14 protein-coding genes are annotated in these 16,150 nt (G+C 58.4%); 3 read left to right on the top strand and 11 right to left on the bottom strand.

Annotated features, from left to right (window positions below):
- Positions 1 to 14: 14 nt before the first annotated feature.
- From Q1A63_RS05665 to Q1A63_RS05645, 5 genes are all read right to left on the bottom strand, one after another.
- Positions 15 to 1,085, bottom strand: coding sequence for an Ldh family oxidoreductase (locus Q1A63_RS05665; protein WP_299630986.1), 1,071 nt, complete (start codon positions 1,083 to 1,085; stop codon positions 15 to 17).
- Entirely contained in the window at positions 1,078 to 1,941 is an 864-nt protein-coding gene (locus Q1A63_RS05660) for an ABC transporter permease (protein WP_298970045.1), read from the bottom strand. The genes Q1A63_RS05665 and Q1A63_RS05660 overlap by 8 nt, the downstream gene beginning before the upstream one ends.
- A complete protein-coding gene (locus tag Q1A63_RS05655) occupies positions 1,938 to 2,747 on the bottom strand; it encodes an ABC transporter ATP-binding protein (protein ID WP_298970046.1) in 810 nt (269 codons plus the stop codon). The genes Q1A63_RS05660 and Q1A63_RS05655 overlap by 4 nt, the downstream gene beginning before the upstream one ends.
- The gene (locus Q1A63_RS05650) at positions 2,747 to 3,772 is read right to left on the bottom strand and encodes an ABC transporter substrate-binding protein (RefSeq protein ID WP_298970047.1); all 1,026 of its coding nucleotides are present in this window, start codon (positions 3,770 to 3,772) and stop codon (positions 2,747 to 2,749) included. Before Q1A63_RS05650 ends, Q1A63_RS05655 begins: the two co-directional genes overlap by 1 nt.
- Before the next feature lie 65 nt (positions 3,773 to 3,837).
- A complete protein-coding gene (locus Q1A63_RS05645) occupies positions 3,838 to 4,764 on the bottom strand; it encodes a fumarylacetoacetate hydrolase family protein (RefSeq protein ID WP_298970048.1) in 927 nt (308 codons plus the stop codon).
- Between the two features lie 183 nt (positions 4,765 to 4,947).
- Here Q1A63_RS05645 and Q1A63_RS05640 point away from each other — a divergent pair, with 183 nt between their 5' ends.
- Positions 4,948 to 5,616 carry a FadR/GntR family transcriptional regulator gene (locus Q1A63_RS05640; RefSeq protein ID WP_298970049.1) on the top strand — a complete coding sequence of 223 codons (669 nt, stop codon included), beginning with the start codon at positions 4,948 to 4,950 and terminating at the stop codon, positions 5,614 to 5,616.
- Positions 5,617 to 5,678: 62 nt separating this feature from the next.
- Here Q1A63_RS05640 and Q1A63_RS05635 read toward each other — a convergent pair whose 3' ends face one another.
- The 4 genes from Q1A63_RS05635 to Q1A63_RS05620 form a co-directional block, all read right to left on the bottom strand.
- Positions 5,679 to 6,959, bottom strand: a complete 1,281-nt coding sequence (locus Q1A63_RS05635; RefSeq protein ID WP_298970050.1) for a TRAP transporter large permease — start codon at positions 6,957 to 6,959, stop codon at positions 5,679 to 5,681.
- On the bottom strand, positions 6,959 to 7,501 hold the full coding sequence (locus Q1A63_RS05630) for a TRAP transporter small permease subunit (RefSeq protein ID WP_298970051.1): 543 nt from the start codon (positions 7,499 to 7,501) through the stop codon (positions 6,959 to 6,961). Before Q1A63_RS05630 ends, Q1A63_RS05635 begins: the two co-directional genes overlap by 1 nt.
- 110 nt (positions 7,502 to 7,611) lie before the next feature.
- Positions 7,612 to 8,592, bottom strand: a complete 981-nt coding sequence (locus tag Q1A63_RS05625; RefSeq protein WP_298970052.1) for a TRAP transporter substrate-binding protein — start codon at positions 8,590 to 8,592, stop codon at positions 7,612 to 7,614.
- A 34-nt stretch (positions 8,593 to 8,626) separates the two neighbouring features.
- On the bottom strand, positions 8,627 to 9,814 hold the full coding sequence (locus Q1A63_RS05620; RefSeq protein WP_298970053.1) for an aminotransferase class V-fold PLP-dependent enzyme: 1,188 nt from the start codon (positions 9,812 to 9,814) through the stop codon (positions 8,627 to 8,629).
- A gap of 138 nt (positions 9,815 to 9,952) precedes the next feature.
- On the opposite strand from Q1A63_RS05620, the gene Q1A63_RS05615 reads away from it, so the two are divergent.
- Both Q1A63_RS05615 and Q1A63_RS05610 read left to right on the top strand, forming a co-directional pair.
- Positions 9,953 to 12,826, top strand: coding sequence for an FAD-binding oxidoreductase (locus tag Q1A63_RS05615; protein ID WP_298970055.1), 2,874 nt, complete (start codon positions 9,953 to 9,955; stop codon positions 12,824 to 12,826).
- Positions 12,827 to 12,835: 9 nt separating this feature from the next.
- Complete coding sequence (locus Q1A63_RS05610) at positions 12,836 to 13,504, top strand: GntR family transcriptional regulator (RefSeq protein ID WP_298970057.1); 669 nt, start codon at positions 12,836 to 12,838, stop codon at positions 13,502 to 13,504.
- A 331-nt stretch (positions 13,505 to 13,835) separates the two neighbouring features.
- On the opposite strand, the gene Q1A63_RS05605 is transcribed toward Q1A63_RS05610, so the two are convergent.
- Complete coding sequence (locus Q1A63_RS05605) at positions 13,836 to 15,125, bottom strand: arylsulfotransferase family protein (RefSeq protein ID WP_298970059.1); 1,290 nt, start codon at positions 15,123 to 15,125, stop codon at positions 13,836 to 13,838.
- A 293-nt stretch (positions 15,126 to 15,418) separates the two neighbouring features.
- The gene (locus tag Q1A63_RS05600; RefSeq protein ID WP_299630985.1) at positions 15,419 to 15,724 is read right to left on the bottom strand and encodes a hypothetical protein; all 306 of its coding nucleotides are present in this window, start codon (positions 15,722 to 15,724) and stop codon (positions 15,419 to 15,421) included.
- Between the last annotated feature and the right edge of the window lie 426 nt (positions 15,725 to 16,150).

Here is a 16,150-nt window from a genome sequence, read left to right as displayed (position 1 = left end):
AGGTCGGGCGTATTTCAAACGGTAAACGGATCCGGGACACCGACATCCTTGGCGAGGTGTTGAAGGTCGCGGCGCAGCGCCGGGTTCAGGGCCAGCCCTTCAGCGCGGCGCTTGGCAGCGGCGGCAGTTTTGCCATCGCCCGGCAGGCGGACGGGATCGTGACCCGGAAGCGGCGCTGATGCGCGCATTTCGCTGAAAACACGGGCCGCTGCTGCGAAAAAAGCATCGCGGCCAAGGCCAAAGGCTGCCACATCCAGTGCCATCACAAATTGCCCTGTGTTGGTTTCACTGGTCGTATCGGAAGTAAACTCAACCACATCCGATCCGAAGGCGGCCCCATTCAGCACGCCCGCCAGCAGGCCAATTGCCACCGACAAGCCGAAGCCCTTGGCACCGCCGATGGGCAGCAGGAACCCCTCAGACCGCTTGGCGGGGTCGGTCAGTGGCGCACCATCCCGGCCCACCATCCAGCCCTCTGGCATGAGTTCTCCGCGCTGCGCAAGCACTTTGATCTTGCCCATGGCAGCAACGGTTGTGGCCATATCGAGGACAAAGGGATCGGCGTCGGCACTGGGCGCAGAAATGGCAAACGGATTGGTGCCAAGCAACAGGTCCGATCCGCCGAAGGGTGGCACATGATTGGCGCTGCCCACCGCAGACGCCATGCCAATCATGCCCGCATCAGCCTGCGGGCGGACATAGAGTGCGAGGGGGCCCGCGTGATTGCCGCGGCGCACGCCGACCCATCCGATCCCGGCTTCCTTGGCTTTCTGCATGGCCAGATCACGCGCAGCCGACATAGCCAAATGGCCGAGCCCGTTGTCGCCGTCGATCAACGCTGTCGCGGCAGTTTCTGTGGCCACGCTAATTTGTGCCGTGGGGTTGCAGCCGCCGTCGCGCAGCCGTGCCAGATATTGCCGCAGCCGGAACACCCCATGGGTGCCATAGCCGTAGACATCCGCCTCAACCATCAAGGTGGCGACCGTGTTGGCATCCTCGGATGGCACATCTTGGGTCGCCAGGGCCTTCGCAACGAAATCGCGGAGGTCCGAAACCGGGATATTTGCCTCTGCCAGATCAGCCATCGAACCGTGCACCGACACTGTCGCGTTGCCAGAAAACGATCTTGCGCTGTGCAAACGTTACGAGTGCATAAAGCGCGAGACCAAGAAGGCTGAGATACAGAATGAGTGAGAAGACACGCGGCGTGTTCAGCTGCGAGGCCGCGACCCGGATCAATTCGCCGAAGCCTTTGCCGCCGCCGAGAAATTCAGCCGTGATTGCGCCCGCCATCACACCGACCGCGCCGATCTTGAGGCCGGTAAAGACCTGGGGCAACGCCATCGGCAGCTTCATCTTGATCAGCGTTTGGACACGACTGGCGCCCATTGTCTTGAAGAGCATGCGTGAGTTTTCATCCGCCGCGTGAAGACCTGCTGCGGTCCCGACGACAATCGGAAAGGTGGCGATAAAGGCAGCCAGGGCAACCTTCGATTCAATCCCAAAGCCCAGCCAGGCGACAAAGAGCGGCGCAAACGCCACCTTGGGCATGGTGTCAAGGGCGACGAGATAAGGCATGATCGCCCGCTCGCCAAAGGCGGTTTCCCCGACCAGAATACCAAGCGAAAACCCCAGAAACATCGCCAGGGCAAAGCCGTAGATCACTTCCTTGGTCGTGATCCAGAGCGCGGGCAGCATGTACTGCCCGGTCAACAGGTTCTTGCCGACAAAAATCATGTCATTGAAGGTTTCCAGAGGTGTCGGCAGCACGATGCTGGACACAAGATCGAGGCTGGTGGCGAGTTGCCACAACGCGACAAAGACCACGAAAACGAAGGTCATCAATATCCCGCGTGGAATGCGGTCCAGGAGGGGCACCTCCTCTACCCAGACGGTATCTTCCTCCGCCTGGCCACGATCGCTTGCGCTGACATCGGTCATAGGTCTTCTCCCTTGTCCAAAAGGCTGCGGATGTAATCCACCAACTCGCCAAACTTCGGGGTTGTCATCATATCCAGCGTTCTCGGACGCGGCAGATCGATATCGACAATCTCGGCAAGACGGCCCGGCCGGGGCTTCATGACAAAGACCTGATCCGACAAGATCACCGCCTCCTGAATAGAGTGGGTCACGAGAAACGCAGTGGCATGCTGTTCATTGCAAATGCGCTGGAGCTCCATGTTCATGGTGTCGCGTGACAGCTCGTCCAGCGCACTGAAGGGCTCGTCCAGCAACAGCACGGCTGGCTCGGTGATCAACATTCGGCAGATGGACGCCCGCTGTGCCATCCCACCGGACAGTTCGTTCGGGAAAACGTCTTCGAAGCCCTTCAGCCCGACGATCTCCAACAGCTCACGCGCCTTTTCCTTTGCCTTCTCCGCAGCAGCACGCCCGTCCCGGATTTCGATGGGCAGCACAATGTTTTCAATCGTGGTGCGCCAGGGAAAGAGTGTGGCCTGCTGGAACATCATGCCAATATCGCGGCGTGGGCCGGTGACAGGTTTGTTCCGCAGGACCACGCGCCCGCGCGTCGGCGGAATCAACCCTGCCATGATCTTCAGGAGCGTGGATTTTCCGCAGCCGCTTGAGCCGATGACCGATGAAAAGCTGCCCTTGCGCAGGGTGATGCTCACATCTTCAAGGGCGATGACCTGGTTGCGCGCATAGGTCTTGTGCACGCTGGTCAATTCATAGACGGCTTCGCCAGAGACCGGCGGGGCATCTATACGGGCTGCGGAAGCACTCATCAGTTCAGCGCCTCGTTCGCTTTGGCACTGAATTCATTGGTAAAGGCCGCAGACAGATCATCGAGCGGGGCTGCGATTTCACCACCGGCAACCAAGCTGGCCTGCCATTCTTCCCAGACTTCGGCCGGCAAATATCCAAGACCTTTTGACATATCCACAGGGATCGTTTTCGACCGGACCGCGTCGAAAAGAGCGGACTGGAATTCGGCGTCTTCACCCTCTTGCGGATTGCCGTCCTTCAGATGCGCCAGTACTGCCTCACGATTGGCATCATCCAAGGCGAAAGCATGACCTTTTGCGAATGCCCGAATGAACTTTTCGACCAGTTCAGGCTCATTTCGGATGGTGTCGCCCATGGTGGCAATGCCGTTGCCGAAGAACCGCGCGAATTCAGGCGGGGTGATGTCCCGCACGGCCATGCCGCGCTGGTTCAGGATCGCCGCATCCGCTGTTGACGACGAATAGGCATCCATCTCGCCGCTGTTGAAGGCGACCGTCGCAGGCCCGCCATCGCCGACCGTGAGAAATTCAAAATCCTCGCCGGCAATCATGCCTTGGCCCGCCATGACATTGCGTGCAAAACCAACCTCGGCGCCATCGGCTGTGCCGGTCCCGATGACCTTGCCCTTAAGTTCCGCAGGGCTCTGGATTTCGCTATCGTCCCGGACAACGATGCCAAAGTTGCTGCGCGCGGCAACGTTATAGATGAAAACCGCGTCGACATCGCGCGAGCGCGCTGCAATGACCGGGCCAGGGCCTGGCCGACCGAAATGCGCCTGACCAGCGGAAAGCGCCTGCAACACGGCGCCTGATCCGTTGATCGCTTCCACCGTGACGTTGAGCCCCTCCTCGGCAAAATAGCCTTCACCGATGGCTACAAACACCGGGAAAGAGTTGATGGCCGACGGGCTGGGCTGCACAAAAGTGATATCGCGCATGTCCTGAGCGACGGCCTGATTTGCGACAATACCGGCGAACGGCAAAGCGGCGATCAGGCCCGCTGTGATTAATCTTCTGGTAATCATGAATTTTCTCCTCCGTTTTGATTTTGGTTATGTGCCGCACCTCTGACGGGTGCGTTTGAGCCCGATTATGCCAAGCGGACCGTATTCTTGAGCTGTCCAATTTTCGGGATGTCGCAGACGACGGTATCGCCCGCCTTCAGGAATTGCGGTGGGTCCATGGCATAACCCACGCCCGACGGGGTGCCCGTTGCAAGGATGTCGCCCGGCTCCAGCGTCAGACCCTCCGACAGCGAGGCAATCAGCGTCGGGATGTCGAAAATCATATCGCGGGTCTGGCCGTCCTGACGCATATCACCGTTCACGGTCAGACGGATGGCGATGTTGTGGGGGTCTTCGATCTCATCTGCGGTCACGATCCAGGGACCGATGGGGCAAGACCCGTCCAGACCTTTCCCCTTGAAATACTGCCCCCCATGCCGCCGCTGGACGTCGCGCGCCGTGATGTCGTTGAGGATCGTGTATCCAAAGACGTGGTCGTAAGCGCTGTCCTTCGGGATGTTCCGCCCCGCCTTGCCAATCACCACGGCCAATTCGACCTCGTAATCGATGGCCTCGGAGACGGAGGGAAAGAGCAGCACGTCACCTTCGTGCCCGACCACCGCCGTGGCGGGTTTCGTAAAATACACCGGGTGATCCGTGACGCCGATCTTGGTGTTCTGCGCGCGCTCGCCTTCTGCGATGTGTTCCGCATAATTGCGCCCCACGCAAAAGACGTTTTTGCGGGGGTGGGGAATGGGGGCGAGAAATGATCCGCGCGGATCAAAAGTGGCGTCGGCGTGCCCGCCGCTGTTGGCCTTTTTTGTGATCTCTTGCAGAGCGGGCAACGCCTCCGAACTTCTATCGACAATCGCCTGGATGGTGCCCGCGCGCAGGATCTCGCCAGCGACACCGGGGAGGTTCTTTGCCGCCTTTGCGATGTTCAATGCTGCCTCATTGTTCAGCAGCGTAACCGCCAATGGGCCTTCCGCTGTCGAAACAGTTGCAAGTCTCATCCGATCCTCCCCCCTTAGTAACCAATGACTGTCCTGGAAACATGCGGGCTGGCTGTTGCGATGGGCTCCGCCAAAACGCCGCGCCAGTGCCGATTTTCTCAGCCGGACAGATATCGTTACTTCCAATAAGAGCTTAGGTTGACTACATTTCAATCAACCAATTCAGTGATTGGGTGATTGATTGTGTCTGAAACAAACGCGCTTGCGGACCAATTGCGCAAGATGATCGTTGCCCAGAAATACGGGCTCAGCGACCGCTTGCCCCCGGAGCGAGAGCTTTGCCAGGCCTTCGACGTGACGCGTCATCAGATGCGTACAGCACTGGCGTCACTAGAGAAAAACGGGTTGATCTGGCGCCATGTCGGGCGGGGGACATTCGTTGGGCCGCGTCCCGTTTTGAACCTCGAAGAGGTCGCGTATCTGAGTGAATTGGTGTCCGCGGAACAGATCGTAACCGTTCGCCATTCCATTGAACCTGAATTGGCCCGGCTGGCAGCGGAAAACGCAAACAAGTCAGATCTGGTGCGGATCAGAGACTGCGCCACCGGTTGCACACAGGCCGCAGACTGGCGCGGCTATGAAGCGTGGGACACGAACCTGCACCTTGCGATCGCACGCGCGGCGCACAACAAGCTTTATCTCTATTTCTTTGAAACGTTGAATGTGGTTCGGCGCGGCATGGTCTGGAAGCAAACCAGAACGACCCCCGGCCCGGCGAAAGACTATTGCAGCTTTGAGCAGCACGAGAGTATCGTTGCCGCCATCGAAACCGGCGATGCGCGGCGCGCCAAAAAGGCCATGTCAGCACATCTGAAATCCGTCTATGCGCGGGTTTTCCCTGAAATGCGGTAACGCCCGCAATGCCGTCTGCCCGGGCGAGTGCCTGCATTTGGAAAACGCACAGCTTAGCGGCGTCAGTTGTAGAAATAATCTACTAGGAACAGCGGGATAGACGGAATGTAGGTGCACATGAGCAGCACGGTCAGCAGCACTGCGATGAAGTAGATATTGACCTTCGTCACATCCCAGATATTGGCGCGCGCCACGGCACAGGCGGTTATCAGCACGCTGGCGACGGGTGGTGTCTGCTGACCGATGGCAAGGTTGAGCGTGACCACGAGGCCGAAGTGGATCGGATTGATCCCCACGGCATCGATCAGCGGAATGACAATGGGCACGACAAGGATGATGGCCGCGGCAGAGTGCAGAAAGAACCCGATCACCAGAAAGAAGAAGTTCAGGATCAGCAGGATAAGCCATTTGTTTTCGGTGATGCTGAGAATACCCGCCGCCAATTCCTGCGGGTATTGCGCCCGTGTCAGAAAGCCCCCCATGACCACGGAGGCGGCGACCAACAACATCACCACAGCCGTCTGCATGCCCCCGTCCAGCATGGACCGTTGCAGGTGCCTGAGATCCACTTGCCGGTACCACAGGCTGATTGCAATCGCAGCAAGCACGGCCAGCCCTGCGGCTTCTGTTGCGGTGACGTAGCCGCCGAAAATGCCGCCCAGAATGATGACCGGCAGCGCGAAGGTGGGCAGCGCGTCGACAAAGGCCACCCATAGTCTGCGGCCAGAGAACGCCTCCTCTCGGGGCAGATCATAGCGGCAGGCGAAGTAATAGGCGACGCCCATGAGACCCGCCGCCCCCATCAAGCCAGGCACGATACCGGCGACAAAGAGCTGCTCCACCGACACGTTGGCCGAGGTCGCATAGAGGATCATCGGGATCGAGGGTGGGATGATGATCGCGAGCGAGGCTGAAGACGATGTGACCGCAGCTGAAAAGGCACCGGAATATCCGCGTTTCTTCATCTGCGGGATCATCACGGAGCCCATCGCCGCCACATCCGCCACGGCTGAGCCAGAGATTTCCGCAAAGAACAGCGACACGCCGATGTTCACATGCGCAAGGCCACCGCGAATGAAACCGATGAGTGCCGCAACGAAATTGATCAGGCGGTCGGTGATGCCGCCTGCGTTCATGATCGCACCGGCCAAGACAAACATGGGTATGGCGATCAGTGAAAACTTGGTTGCGCCGCTGTACATATCCAGCGCCACATTCACGAGCGATCCGGTGCCTTCCAAAGCAACGAGACCGCCAATCGCGGACACGGCCAACGCCACACCAATCGGCACGTTCAGACAGATCATCGCCACCATTGCGATGAAGATCGCCAGCATCAGCATCAGGTGTTCCCCGCTTTCTTCATTTCAGCTTCGACCTCTTCCTCGATCTCGGCATGTTCGAGGGAGACGCCGCGCGCTGTGTTGCGCCAATAATCCGGCAGGCTGAGCGCCTGACAGATCAGGAACAAGACGGCGCCGACGGGGATCACCGATTGGGTGAAACTAACGGGCACCCAGGTCAGGGACACCAGCGACATGCCCCCAAGGATGGTCATCACGACATACCCGGCCCAGGCCAGCAGAACGAAGAATCCTGCGGTGATCGCCTCGGCCAAGGCAACCGCCCACATCCGTGTCGGCATCGGGATCGACAGCAGCACACTGTCAAAGCCGATATGGCGGCGGCGCAGCGCGGCCAGCGCAGAGCCGTAGTAGGTTATCCAGGCCAGCAGGATTGCCGCGACTTCATCGTACCAGGCGAGGCTGGAGCCCAGCAGCCGGTAGATCACGGCCACGACGACAATCACCGTCAGGATGACCATCAGAAAAATGACGAAGTATTCGAGGACCACCTCGAAGAACCTGCGCAGTGAATTGAGCATAACCTTGTCCCTGCCGGGTGTCGCGCCCGATGATCTACAAAATGGCTGTTTTGGGCCGTCTGGCCAAAGGTCGGCAGAAGGCCACTGGTGGGCCTTCTGCTTTGTTCAGGTCAGGACCCCGAAGCGAGCTTCTGGATGCGCTCGATCAGGTCCGCGCCCCCCTCGACGGTGCTGGCGAACTCCTCATAGATGGCCGCCGAGGCCTCGATGAACGCCTGATTATCCGCCTCATTGACCGCGACACCTGCGTCTTTGATCACCTGCAACAGCTCGGTTTCGAGCTTTGCTGCGTGCTCGTAAACAAAGTCCTGGGTTTCTGCACCGCAGGCCTCAAGTTCCGCGCGCACATCTTCCGGCAGACGCTGCCACTGGTTCTCGGCCACTAGAACATATCCCGGTGTGTAAACATGGCCCGTGATCGACAGATATTCCTGCACTTCCTGGAACTTGGCGGAGGCGATCTGAGCGTAGGGGTTTTCCTGCCCGTCGATGACTTTGGTCTGCAGCGCTGTGAACACTTCGGAGAAGGCCATCGGCGTCGGGTTCGCGCCGTAAAGCTGGAACATCTTCACGCGCCATTCCCCATTGGGGGTCCGCAGCTTGATACCCTGAAGGTCCTCGGGTGTGTTGATCGGGCGCGTGTTGTTCGTGATGTGGCGGAAACCATTCTCGAAATAACCGATGATCCGATATCCCTCGCGCAGGGCCGCGTCCTGAAAGACGTCACCCAGTTCTGCCTGAATGCGCCGCATATGGTCGCGATCCTGCACGATATAGGGCATCTCAAAGACACCGAACTCAGGGGCCACGGATGACATGACGGACGACGGCAGTGAGAAGTCCACCTGGCCCAGCTTCAGCTTTTGCAGCAGTTCCCTGTCCTTGCCAAGCTGGCTTGCGCCAAAGGTCTGAACCTCCGCCTTCTCCCCCAGCTTGCCATTGGCACATTCGGCAAAAGCATCCGCCGACGCTTCAAACAGCGATCCGGGGTTGCCGACATGACCAAAGCGCAGGGTCAAATCTGCCGCAGTGGCGGCAAGCGGCATCGCAATTGCCGCAACACTCGCAAGAATGGTTGCTCTCAATTTCATGGTTCTTCCTCCCTTTGATGCCCCGTTCCGGGGGCTATTCAGCGGCGACCCGCTCGTCTGTTGTCTCCTTGAGATAGTCCATCGCCGATTGCACGCCGCCCGATTGGTGAGGGACACCGGCTTTGGCAAACCCCATCTCCACACCGCTGAGCGTGGCCATCAGCATCAGATCGTTGAAATCCCCCAGATGACCGATGCGAAAGACCTTGTCGGCGACTTTCGACAGCCCATTGCCCAGCGAGATGTCATAGTGCTTGAGCGTGGTGGCACGGAAAGCGTCCGCGGAATGTCCTTCCGGCATCATGACCGCGGTCAGCACACCGGATTCCTCGCCCTGCCGGGCGCATAAGACCTCAAGCCCCCAGGCGCGGACCGCCGCCCGCGTCGCCGCACCATGGCGGGCGTGGCGGGCAAAGACATTGTCGATGCCCTCCTCATGCAGCATGTCAATCGCCTCGTTCAGGCCATAGAGCAGATTGGTGCCGGGGGTGTACGGGAAATACCCGGTCTGGTTCGGCGTAACCATGTCCTGCCAGTCCCAATAGCTGCGCGGCATCGTCACGGATTTCGAATGCTCCAGAGCCTTTTCGCTCACCGCGTTGAAACTCAGGCCGGGCGGCAGCATCAGCCCCTTCTGAGACCCCGACACACATACATCCACGCCCCAAGCGTCAAAGCGGAAATCAATCGATGCCAGGCCAGAGATCGAATCGACCATCAAGAGGGCGGGATGCCCGGCGGCATCGATGGCCTTGCGCACTTCCGCAATGGGTGACACCGATCCGGTAGAGGTTTCGTTATGCACCACGCAGACGGCCTTGATCTCATGCGTCACGTCTTCACGCAGGCGCTTTTCGATCCGATCAGGCTCTGCCCCGCCGCGCCAATCCCCTTCCAGCAATTCAGGCTCCAGCCCGATCTTGCCCGCCATTTTGTTCCACATGGCCGCAAAATGCCCGGTCTCAAACATCAAGACCTTGTCGCCAGGCGACAGCGTGTTGACCAGAGCGGCCTCCCATGCGCCGGTGCCGGAAGACGGAAAGATGAAAACATGCTGCTCGGTTTTGAAGATGGATTTCATGCCGTCGAGAGCTTTCTTGCCCACCTCGGCGAAATCCGGACCACGATGATCGATGGTCTGCTGGCCAATCGCTTTGAGGATGCGGTCGGGCACCGCGCTGGGACCCGGGATTTGCAAGAAATGTCTGCCAGCCTGACGCATTGAAAACTCCTCCGGCGTGCGCCTCGGCACGGGCGCATTTACTAGTTGCTAAAGCGTAATTATGAATTCATAATTCAGTCAACACTAAATTTTGCGTCAATAGACCTGCGCAAAAAACGCGAGGAGAAGTCGTCGCTCATGCGTGAGAATGCCCGTCTTTTCAACAAGCTGACCGGCGCTGTTGAAGGTCAGGTCATGTCTGACCTCGCCTCCCGCGGGCGCTATGCGACTGATGCCTCGATCTACCAGATGATTCCCGAAGCCGTGGTCATCCCCCGGTCAAAGGACGATATTCGGGCGGCCATGAGCGTCGCGCGCGAAGAAGAAGTGCCGATCCTGCCGCGCGGCGGCGGCACCTCACAATGCGGGCAAACCGTGAACCGCGCCGTGGTGCTCGACAACACCCGACACCTGAACCGAATTCTGGATATTGATACGGACACGCTTCGGGCAAGGGTGGAGCCGGGGCTGGTGCTGGATGAGCTGAACCGCGCGCTCAAACCGCACGGATTGTGGTTTCCGGTCGACCCCTCCACGGCCTCACGCTGCACTTTGGGGGGCATGGCCGCAAACAACTCTTCGGGTGGCAAATCGTTGCGCTACGGCATCATGCGCGACAACGTCCAAGCGATCACCGGCATCCTGCCCGACGGCACCGAAGCACATTTCAACGGGTCCGAACCTGCGCCCGGGCCCTACGCCGATCTGGTGGCGGACATGCGCGCCCTGGGACATCGCGAGGCAGATGAAATCGACACGCGTTTTCCCAAGGTGCAGCGCCGCGTTGGCGGCTATAACATCGACGCGCTGACCGGCAATGAAGTGAACATGGCGCATCTGCTTGTGGGCTCAGAGGGAACGCTCGCCTATTTCACGGAACTGGAGCTGAGCCTCGCGCATCTACCCGGCGAAAAGGTGACGGGGGTCTGCCATTTCCCAACCTTCTATGCCGCGATGGAGGCCGCGCAGCATCTGGTGACCCTAAATCCACAAGCGGTTGAGCTCATCGACGACACGATGATCGCACTGGGGCGTGACATCCCGCTCTTTCGCAAAACGATTGAAGCCTTTGTGGAAGGCGCGCCCGAGGCGCTTTTGCTCGTCGAGTTCGCCGAAGGCAGTGCTGAGACCAACGCCGCCAAGCTGGCAGAGCTGGCCGAGATGATGGGCAGTCTCGGCTACACCTTCAGCGGGCAGAAAGACAGATGGGGGGGTGTTGTACCGATCACGGACAACGCCTTGCAGAGCGCCATCGCGGAATATCGGAAATCGGGATTGAACGTGATGATGTCCATGAAGGAGGCGGGCAAACCCATTTCCTTCGTCGAAGATTGCGCGGTTGCACTGCCTGATCTGCCGGAATACACGCGCAGGCTCACCGAGATATTCACGCGCCACGGCACCAAAGGGACCTGGTACGCCCATGCTTCGGTCGGCTGTCTGCATGTGCGCCCCGTGCTGAACATGCGTCAGGACCAGGATGTCAAAACGATGCGGTCGATCGCCGAAGAGGCTTTCGATCTGGTGAAACGCTACAAGGGGTCTCATTCGGGCGAGCATGGCGACGGGATCGTCCGATCCGAGTTTCATGAAAAGATGTTTGGGCCACGCATCGTAAGTGCTTTTGAAGAAGTGAAATCCCGCTTTGATCCGGGCGGCCTGATGAACCCCGGCAAGATCGTCCATGCCCCGGCGATGGATGACCGGCGCGTGTTCCGATATGGCCCCGAGTATGATGTGCCGGAATTCGAGACCGCGCTGGACTGGTCGGCCTGGCCCGGTGCCGCCGGGGGATTTCAGGGCGCGGTCGAGATGTGCAACAACAACGGCGCCTGTCGCAAGCTCAAGGGGGGCGTCATGTGCCCCTCCTTCCGGGCCACCAGAAATGAGCGCGACACGACGCGAGGGCGGGCCAATACGCTGCGGTTTGCGATCTCCGGCCAAATGCCGGGCGGGCTGACCTCCGACGCCATGGCGGACACGATGAAGTATTGTGTGTCCTGCAAGGGCTGCCGCCGCGAATGCCCCACAGGCGTCGATATGGCCCGCATGAAGATCGAAGTGCTCGCCGCACAGCGCCAGAAAAACGGGCTGACGGTTGCAGACAGGTTTGTTGGGAACCTGCCCCGCTATGCGCCCTACGCGGCGAAAGTGGCGTTCTTGATGAACCTGCGCAATAAGATCGGCGCTCTGCGCAGACTGACCGAAGGCCTGACCGGCATCTCTCACCGCCGCAACCTGCCCGTCTGGTCGACCAAACCATTTCGCGACACTGAGGCACAGGACGAGACACCCGACGTTCTACTCTTTGCCGATGTCTTCAACCGCTACTTCGAGCCTGAGAACCTGCGCGCCGCTCTGCGGGTTTTGCGCGCTGCCGGAATGCGCGTTGCCGTCGCACAGGATGGGTCGGGCCGCGCGTTGGATTGCGGGCGAACGCTGCTTGCGGTGGGGGCAGTGGATGCGGCACGGGCAGAGGCGCAGCGTCTCATCGCCGCCACCCGGAACGCCGTTGCCCGCGGGGTCAAGGTGGTGGGTCTGGAGCCCTCCTCGATCCTGACCCTGCGCGATGAATTTCTTGCGCTCTGTCCCGGCCAAGAGGCTGACGCATTGGCCGAAGCCACCTGCACCTTTGAAGAGTTTCTGATGCAGCACACCGAACTGCCGTTCAAGCCACTTGGCCGCCCAATCTACGTACATGGCCATTGCCACCAAAAGGCGCATGACGCGGTATCGCCCATGCTCGCGCTGCTGGGCCGCATTCCGGACGCCCAGGTGCATATGATCGAATCGAGCTGCTGCGGCATGGCCGGGGCGTTTGGATATGCGTCGGATACAATTGACGTGTCCCTCAAGATGGCGCAACTTGACCTTTTCCCGGCACTCGATGCGATGCCGGCGGAGGCGCTGATTGTGGCGGACGGCACATCTTGCCGTCATCAGATTGCGGACGGGACCCCCAGGCGCGCACATCACGTGGCGCATGTATTGGACATGGTTCTGGCCGGGTAGGAGGACGATATGAATCTGACCAGCAGCATCAAACGCGCCACCTTACATGAAGAATTGGTGGAACGGCTGCGCAATCTCGTCATCGAGGACGTTCTGAAGCCCGATGAAAAGGTGCCGGAAAAGGAGCTGTGCAAGACCTTTGGTGTGTCGCGAACACCGTTACGCGAAGCGCTCAAGGTGCTGGCCTCGGAAGGGCTGGTCGTGCTTCTGCCCAACCGTGGTGCGCGCATTGCCCGGGTCACGCGCGAAGAACTTGAAAACACCTTTCCAGTGATTGCGGTGCTTGAGCAATTGGCGGGTGAACTGGCTTGTGAACGTTTGAGTGAAGACGGCATCGCAAGTATTGAAAAGCGCCATAACGCGATGGTCCGAGCCTATGAGGCAAGGGATCGAACGGCGTATTTTCAGGCCAATCAGGACATTCACAATGCCCTGATCGAAGGGGCCGAGAACGACGTTCTAAAAGCGCATCACCGCAGGCTCGCCGCTCGTGTCAGCCGAACCCGGTTCATGGTCAACCTCTCTGACGAACGCTGGTCCGAAGCAATCGACGAGCATAACCAGATGATGGATCAACTGCGCAATCGCGACGCACCCCGGCTCGGACAGCTTATGAAGACCCATATGATGAATAAGTTCACGGCCCATCTAAAAGCGCTTGGCTGCGACACTGAGTAAGGATCGAACTGCCCTCAAAGGCATTGCAATTGCCCTTTTATATGGTCCCGAATGGGTGTTTCGTTTCTTCAGATAACCTCGGCACTCTAACCCGCCCGGCGAAGCATTGCGACTGGCCGCTAAGTGAGACACCGCGACTTCTATGCAATGAAACTGAGCATTTCTGAACGCCTATGGAAAGAGTGGCGGTTCCAGCAACACCCAGCATTATGATCTCATTGAAGATGTCAGGTGATTTTCCGCCGCGTTTGCGCGAGGCAAAGAGGAGCGAGCTTGCAACTTTGCACCACCTTTTGGCTGGGTAAGCTGGAAAAGCGATCTGTCGCGCAGATCAGCACCTAGTCGCGGCCAAAGCCTCAACCGCGACATCGCCAACGGCCTTGGGTAAGTAACGCGACCAGTTCATTACCCATAAACGATCATTCTCTGACCGGTTCAAAAACACCCAATCCGGTGCACCATCTTCACCAAACTTGATCAACCGGCCCCGGGAGGTTTCTTCCACCATGCGTCCGGACCCTGCGATCGCATCCGAAAGACCCTGATTAAACGTCCGAATGTCCATCGAACTCATTTCATCCAGAAAGAATTGCTCCGCTTTATTGCCGGGCAAATCGAAACGCAGGAGCTCGTTCAAGCCCAGGACAAACGGCTTGCCATCCGCATCCGTTTTGCGTCGGTTGTCGTAGACGGAGATGCTGTCAGGGCCCAGCGGGTCGACATCGTGCTGGTGCATCATCAGGTCCTGCGAATACCAGATAATCTCGTCGGTGGCCGGCCGGAACAATAGGACCATATTCAAATGTCCCAGGCTCAGAAACACGTCTCCGCGCTTTGCGATCTCTCCGTCTGCGCGAACCGGTTCGATGTCATTCAGGTGGATGGGGTCCTGCACGGTAAAGTCATAGTCGTAAATCAGATTGATGAGGTCCGCATCAATCAGCATTTGCAGCACGGATTTGGCGTAGAGCACCTCTCCCTCTGGTGAGACCTTCACGATGTGATCATCGTATGTTTTCTCGTTCCAGCCATAGCCTTCGATTTCCGGCGACACGGTGCCCGGCGTCCAGATGTCACCTTCGGGTGAAATTTCGACGCTGTGATGAAAGCCAAACTCGGCATTCGTCCAGATCGGTTTGCTGCAGGCGTCGACCCGGTAAAGGCCCGAATAATGTGAGTGGACGACGAGCGAGCCGTCCGGCATCAGCTGAGGGTGCACTGTCCGCAGGAGGTGCGACTTGCGCGGCTTCGGGGACACCGCAAAGCGATTTTCCGACGCAAATGCGAATTCCTCAGGCCGGTCGAATTTCCACACATGGATGGGATCGCTCTCACCCTCGCGATAGAGTTCCACAATGCTCCAGCGAATGTCGCCATCGTACCGACTGACAAGGACATATTGCGGCGCTTCCGGTTCACGAAAGAAAGTGAACCCGCCCGCTTCATCAAAATTCGCCCGCACTTCGTGATCATCGAGTTTCAGGTCACCGCTGAGGATTTTTGGGGCCGTTTTCGGTGCCGATACGATCAGCACAGCGGCGGAAGATGCCGACCCGAAGCGTTCTCCACCGGACAAACGGTTGTAGACCAACCAGCCAAACACCCAAGTCAAAAGCAGCATCAAAAGAACTGCGCCCAACAGGATACGCAATTCAACCTTCTTAGCGAGCCATCTTTCCACAGAAACCACCCCTACTCGTGCACCATCCCAAGGACATGTTAAAGAAACATAACACTAAGGGAACCCCTCAATATTTTTAGTCGTCTCTCGGAAACGCTTTAAAAGATCAAAGGGTATTGAAGCGGTATTGCGAACAATTGGATGCGAAGTGACTGACCTATGCGCCGGTCATCAGAAACTGCGGTTTCTTGAGGCATCGGAAGAGCACGTCGAGAGGGCCAAACTCTGCGCCGTCAACGAATACCAGAAATCCGTTCGACCTCTTTCTCAATCCGCGCGGCCATCAACATGAGTTGAAGAACCTCCCCATGTGGTTTTTCAGACGCAAGCGTATACGCCGCTTCTTCCACCAGTTTGGCCGCCAGGAAAAGACATTCGGTCGATTTCAGGGAATCGGGCAACGCCTCGGTTTCCGTCAGCAATTGCGTGAACGTGCTGCGGTGGGAATACTTCTGGGGCTTGCCGCGTTTTTCATCCGACCGCTCAAAGTCATAGACGTACAGATTGCTTTCTTCGAGCGATTGCTGAGGCTTTGTCACAGAAGGTTCCAGTTGGATCATTTTCGGTTTTTTGCGGTCATGTTCGCGATGCGACCGGTGGTGGTTTAAACAGACCAAAAATGAAACATTCCTGTCAATAAAGAAGCAAGAACATTGGCATTTTCCTCTTCGCAACCGCGCTATTTTGAGTGTTTTGAGACAAAATATCCCATTCGCAAAATGGCACCCGCAATGCGCCTCAGACAGTTAAGTTGTCTCGCAACGCAAGCTTTGAGCACAAACAATGAAGTTCGGCACCGGAAACAGCTAGCCGCAACCTGCCCGCAGTACCAATTGACTTGTGGGTTTTCCGGCTTGCATCCGCTTCGTCGGCAATCCCGGACACGTTCGTTCCTGACCCTGGAAGGCGTGCGCAGCGACAGGCGAAAATGGATCATTCAGGGACCCATCCGAAGCATCGCAGCC

This window comes from uncultured Roseobacter sp. (assembly GCF_947499265.1).
Lineage (GTDB): Bacteria > Pseudomonadota > Alphaproteobacteria > Rhodobacterales > Rhodobacteraceae > Roseobacter.
The sequence above is the reverse complement of the archived record's forward strand: the minus strand, read 5'-3'. Positions and strand labels throughout refer to the sequence as shown.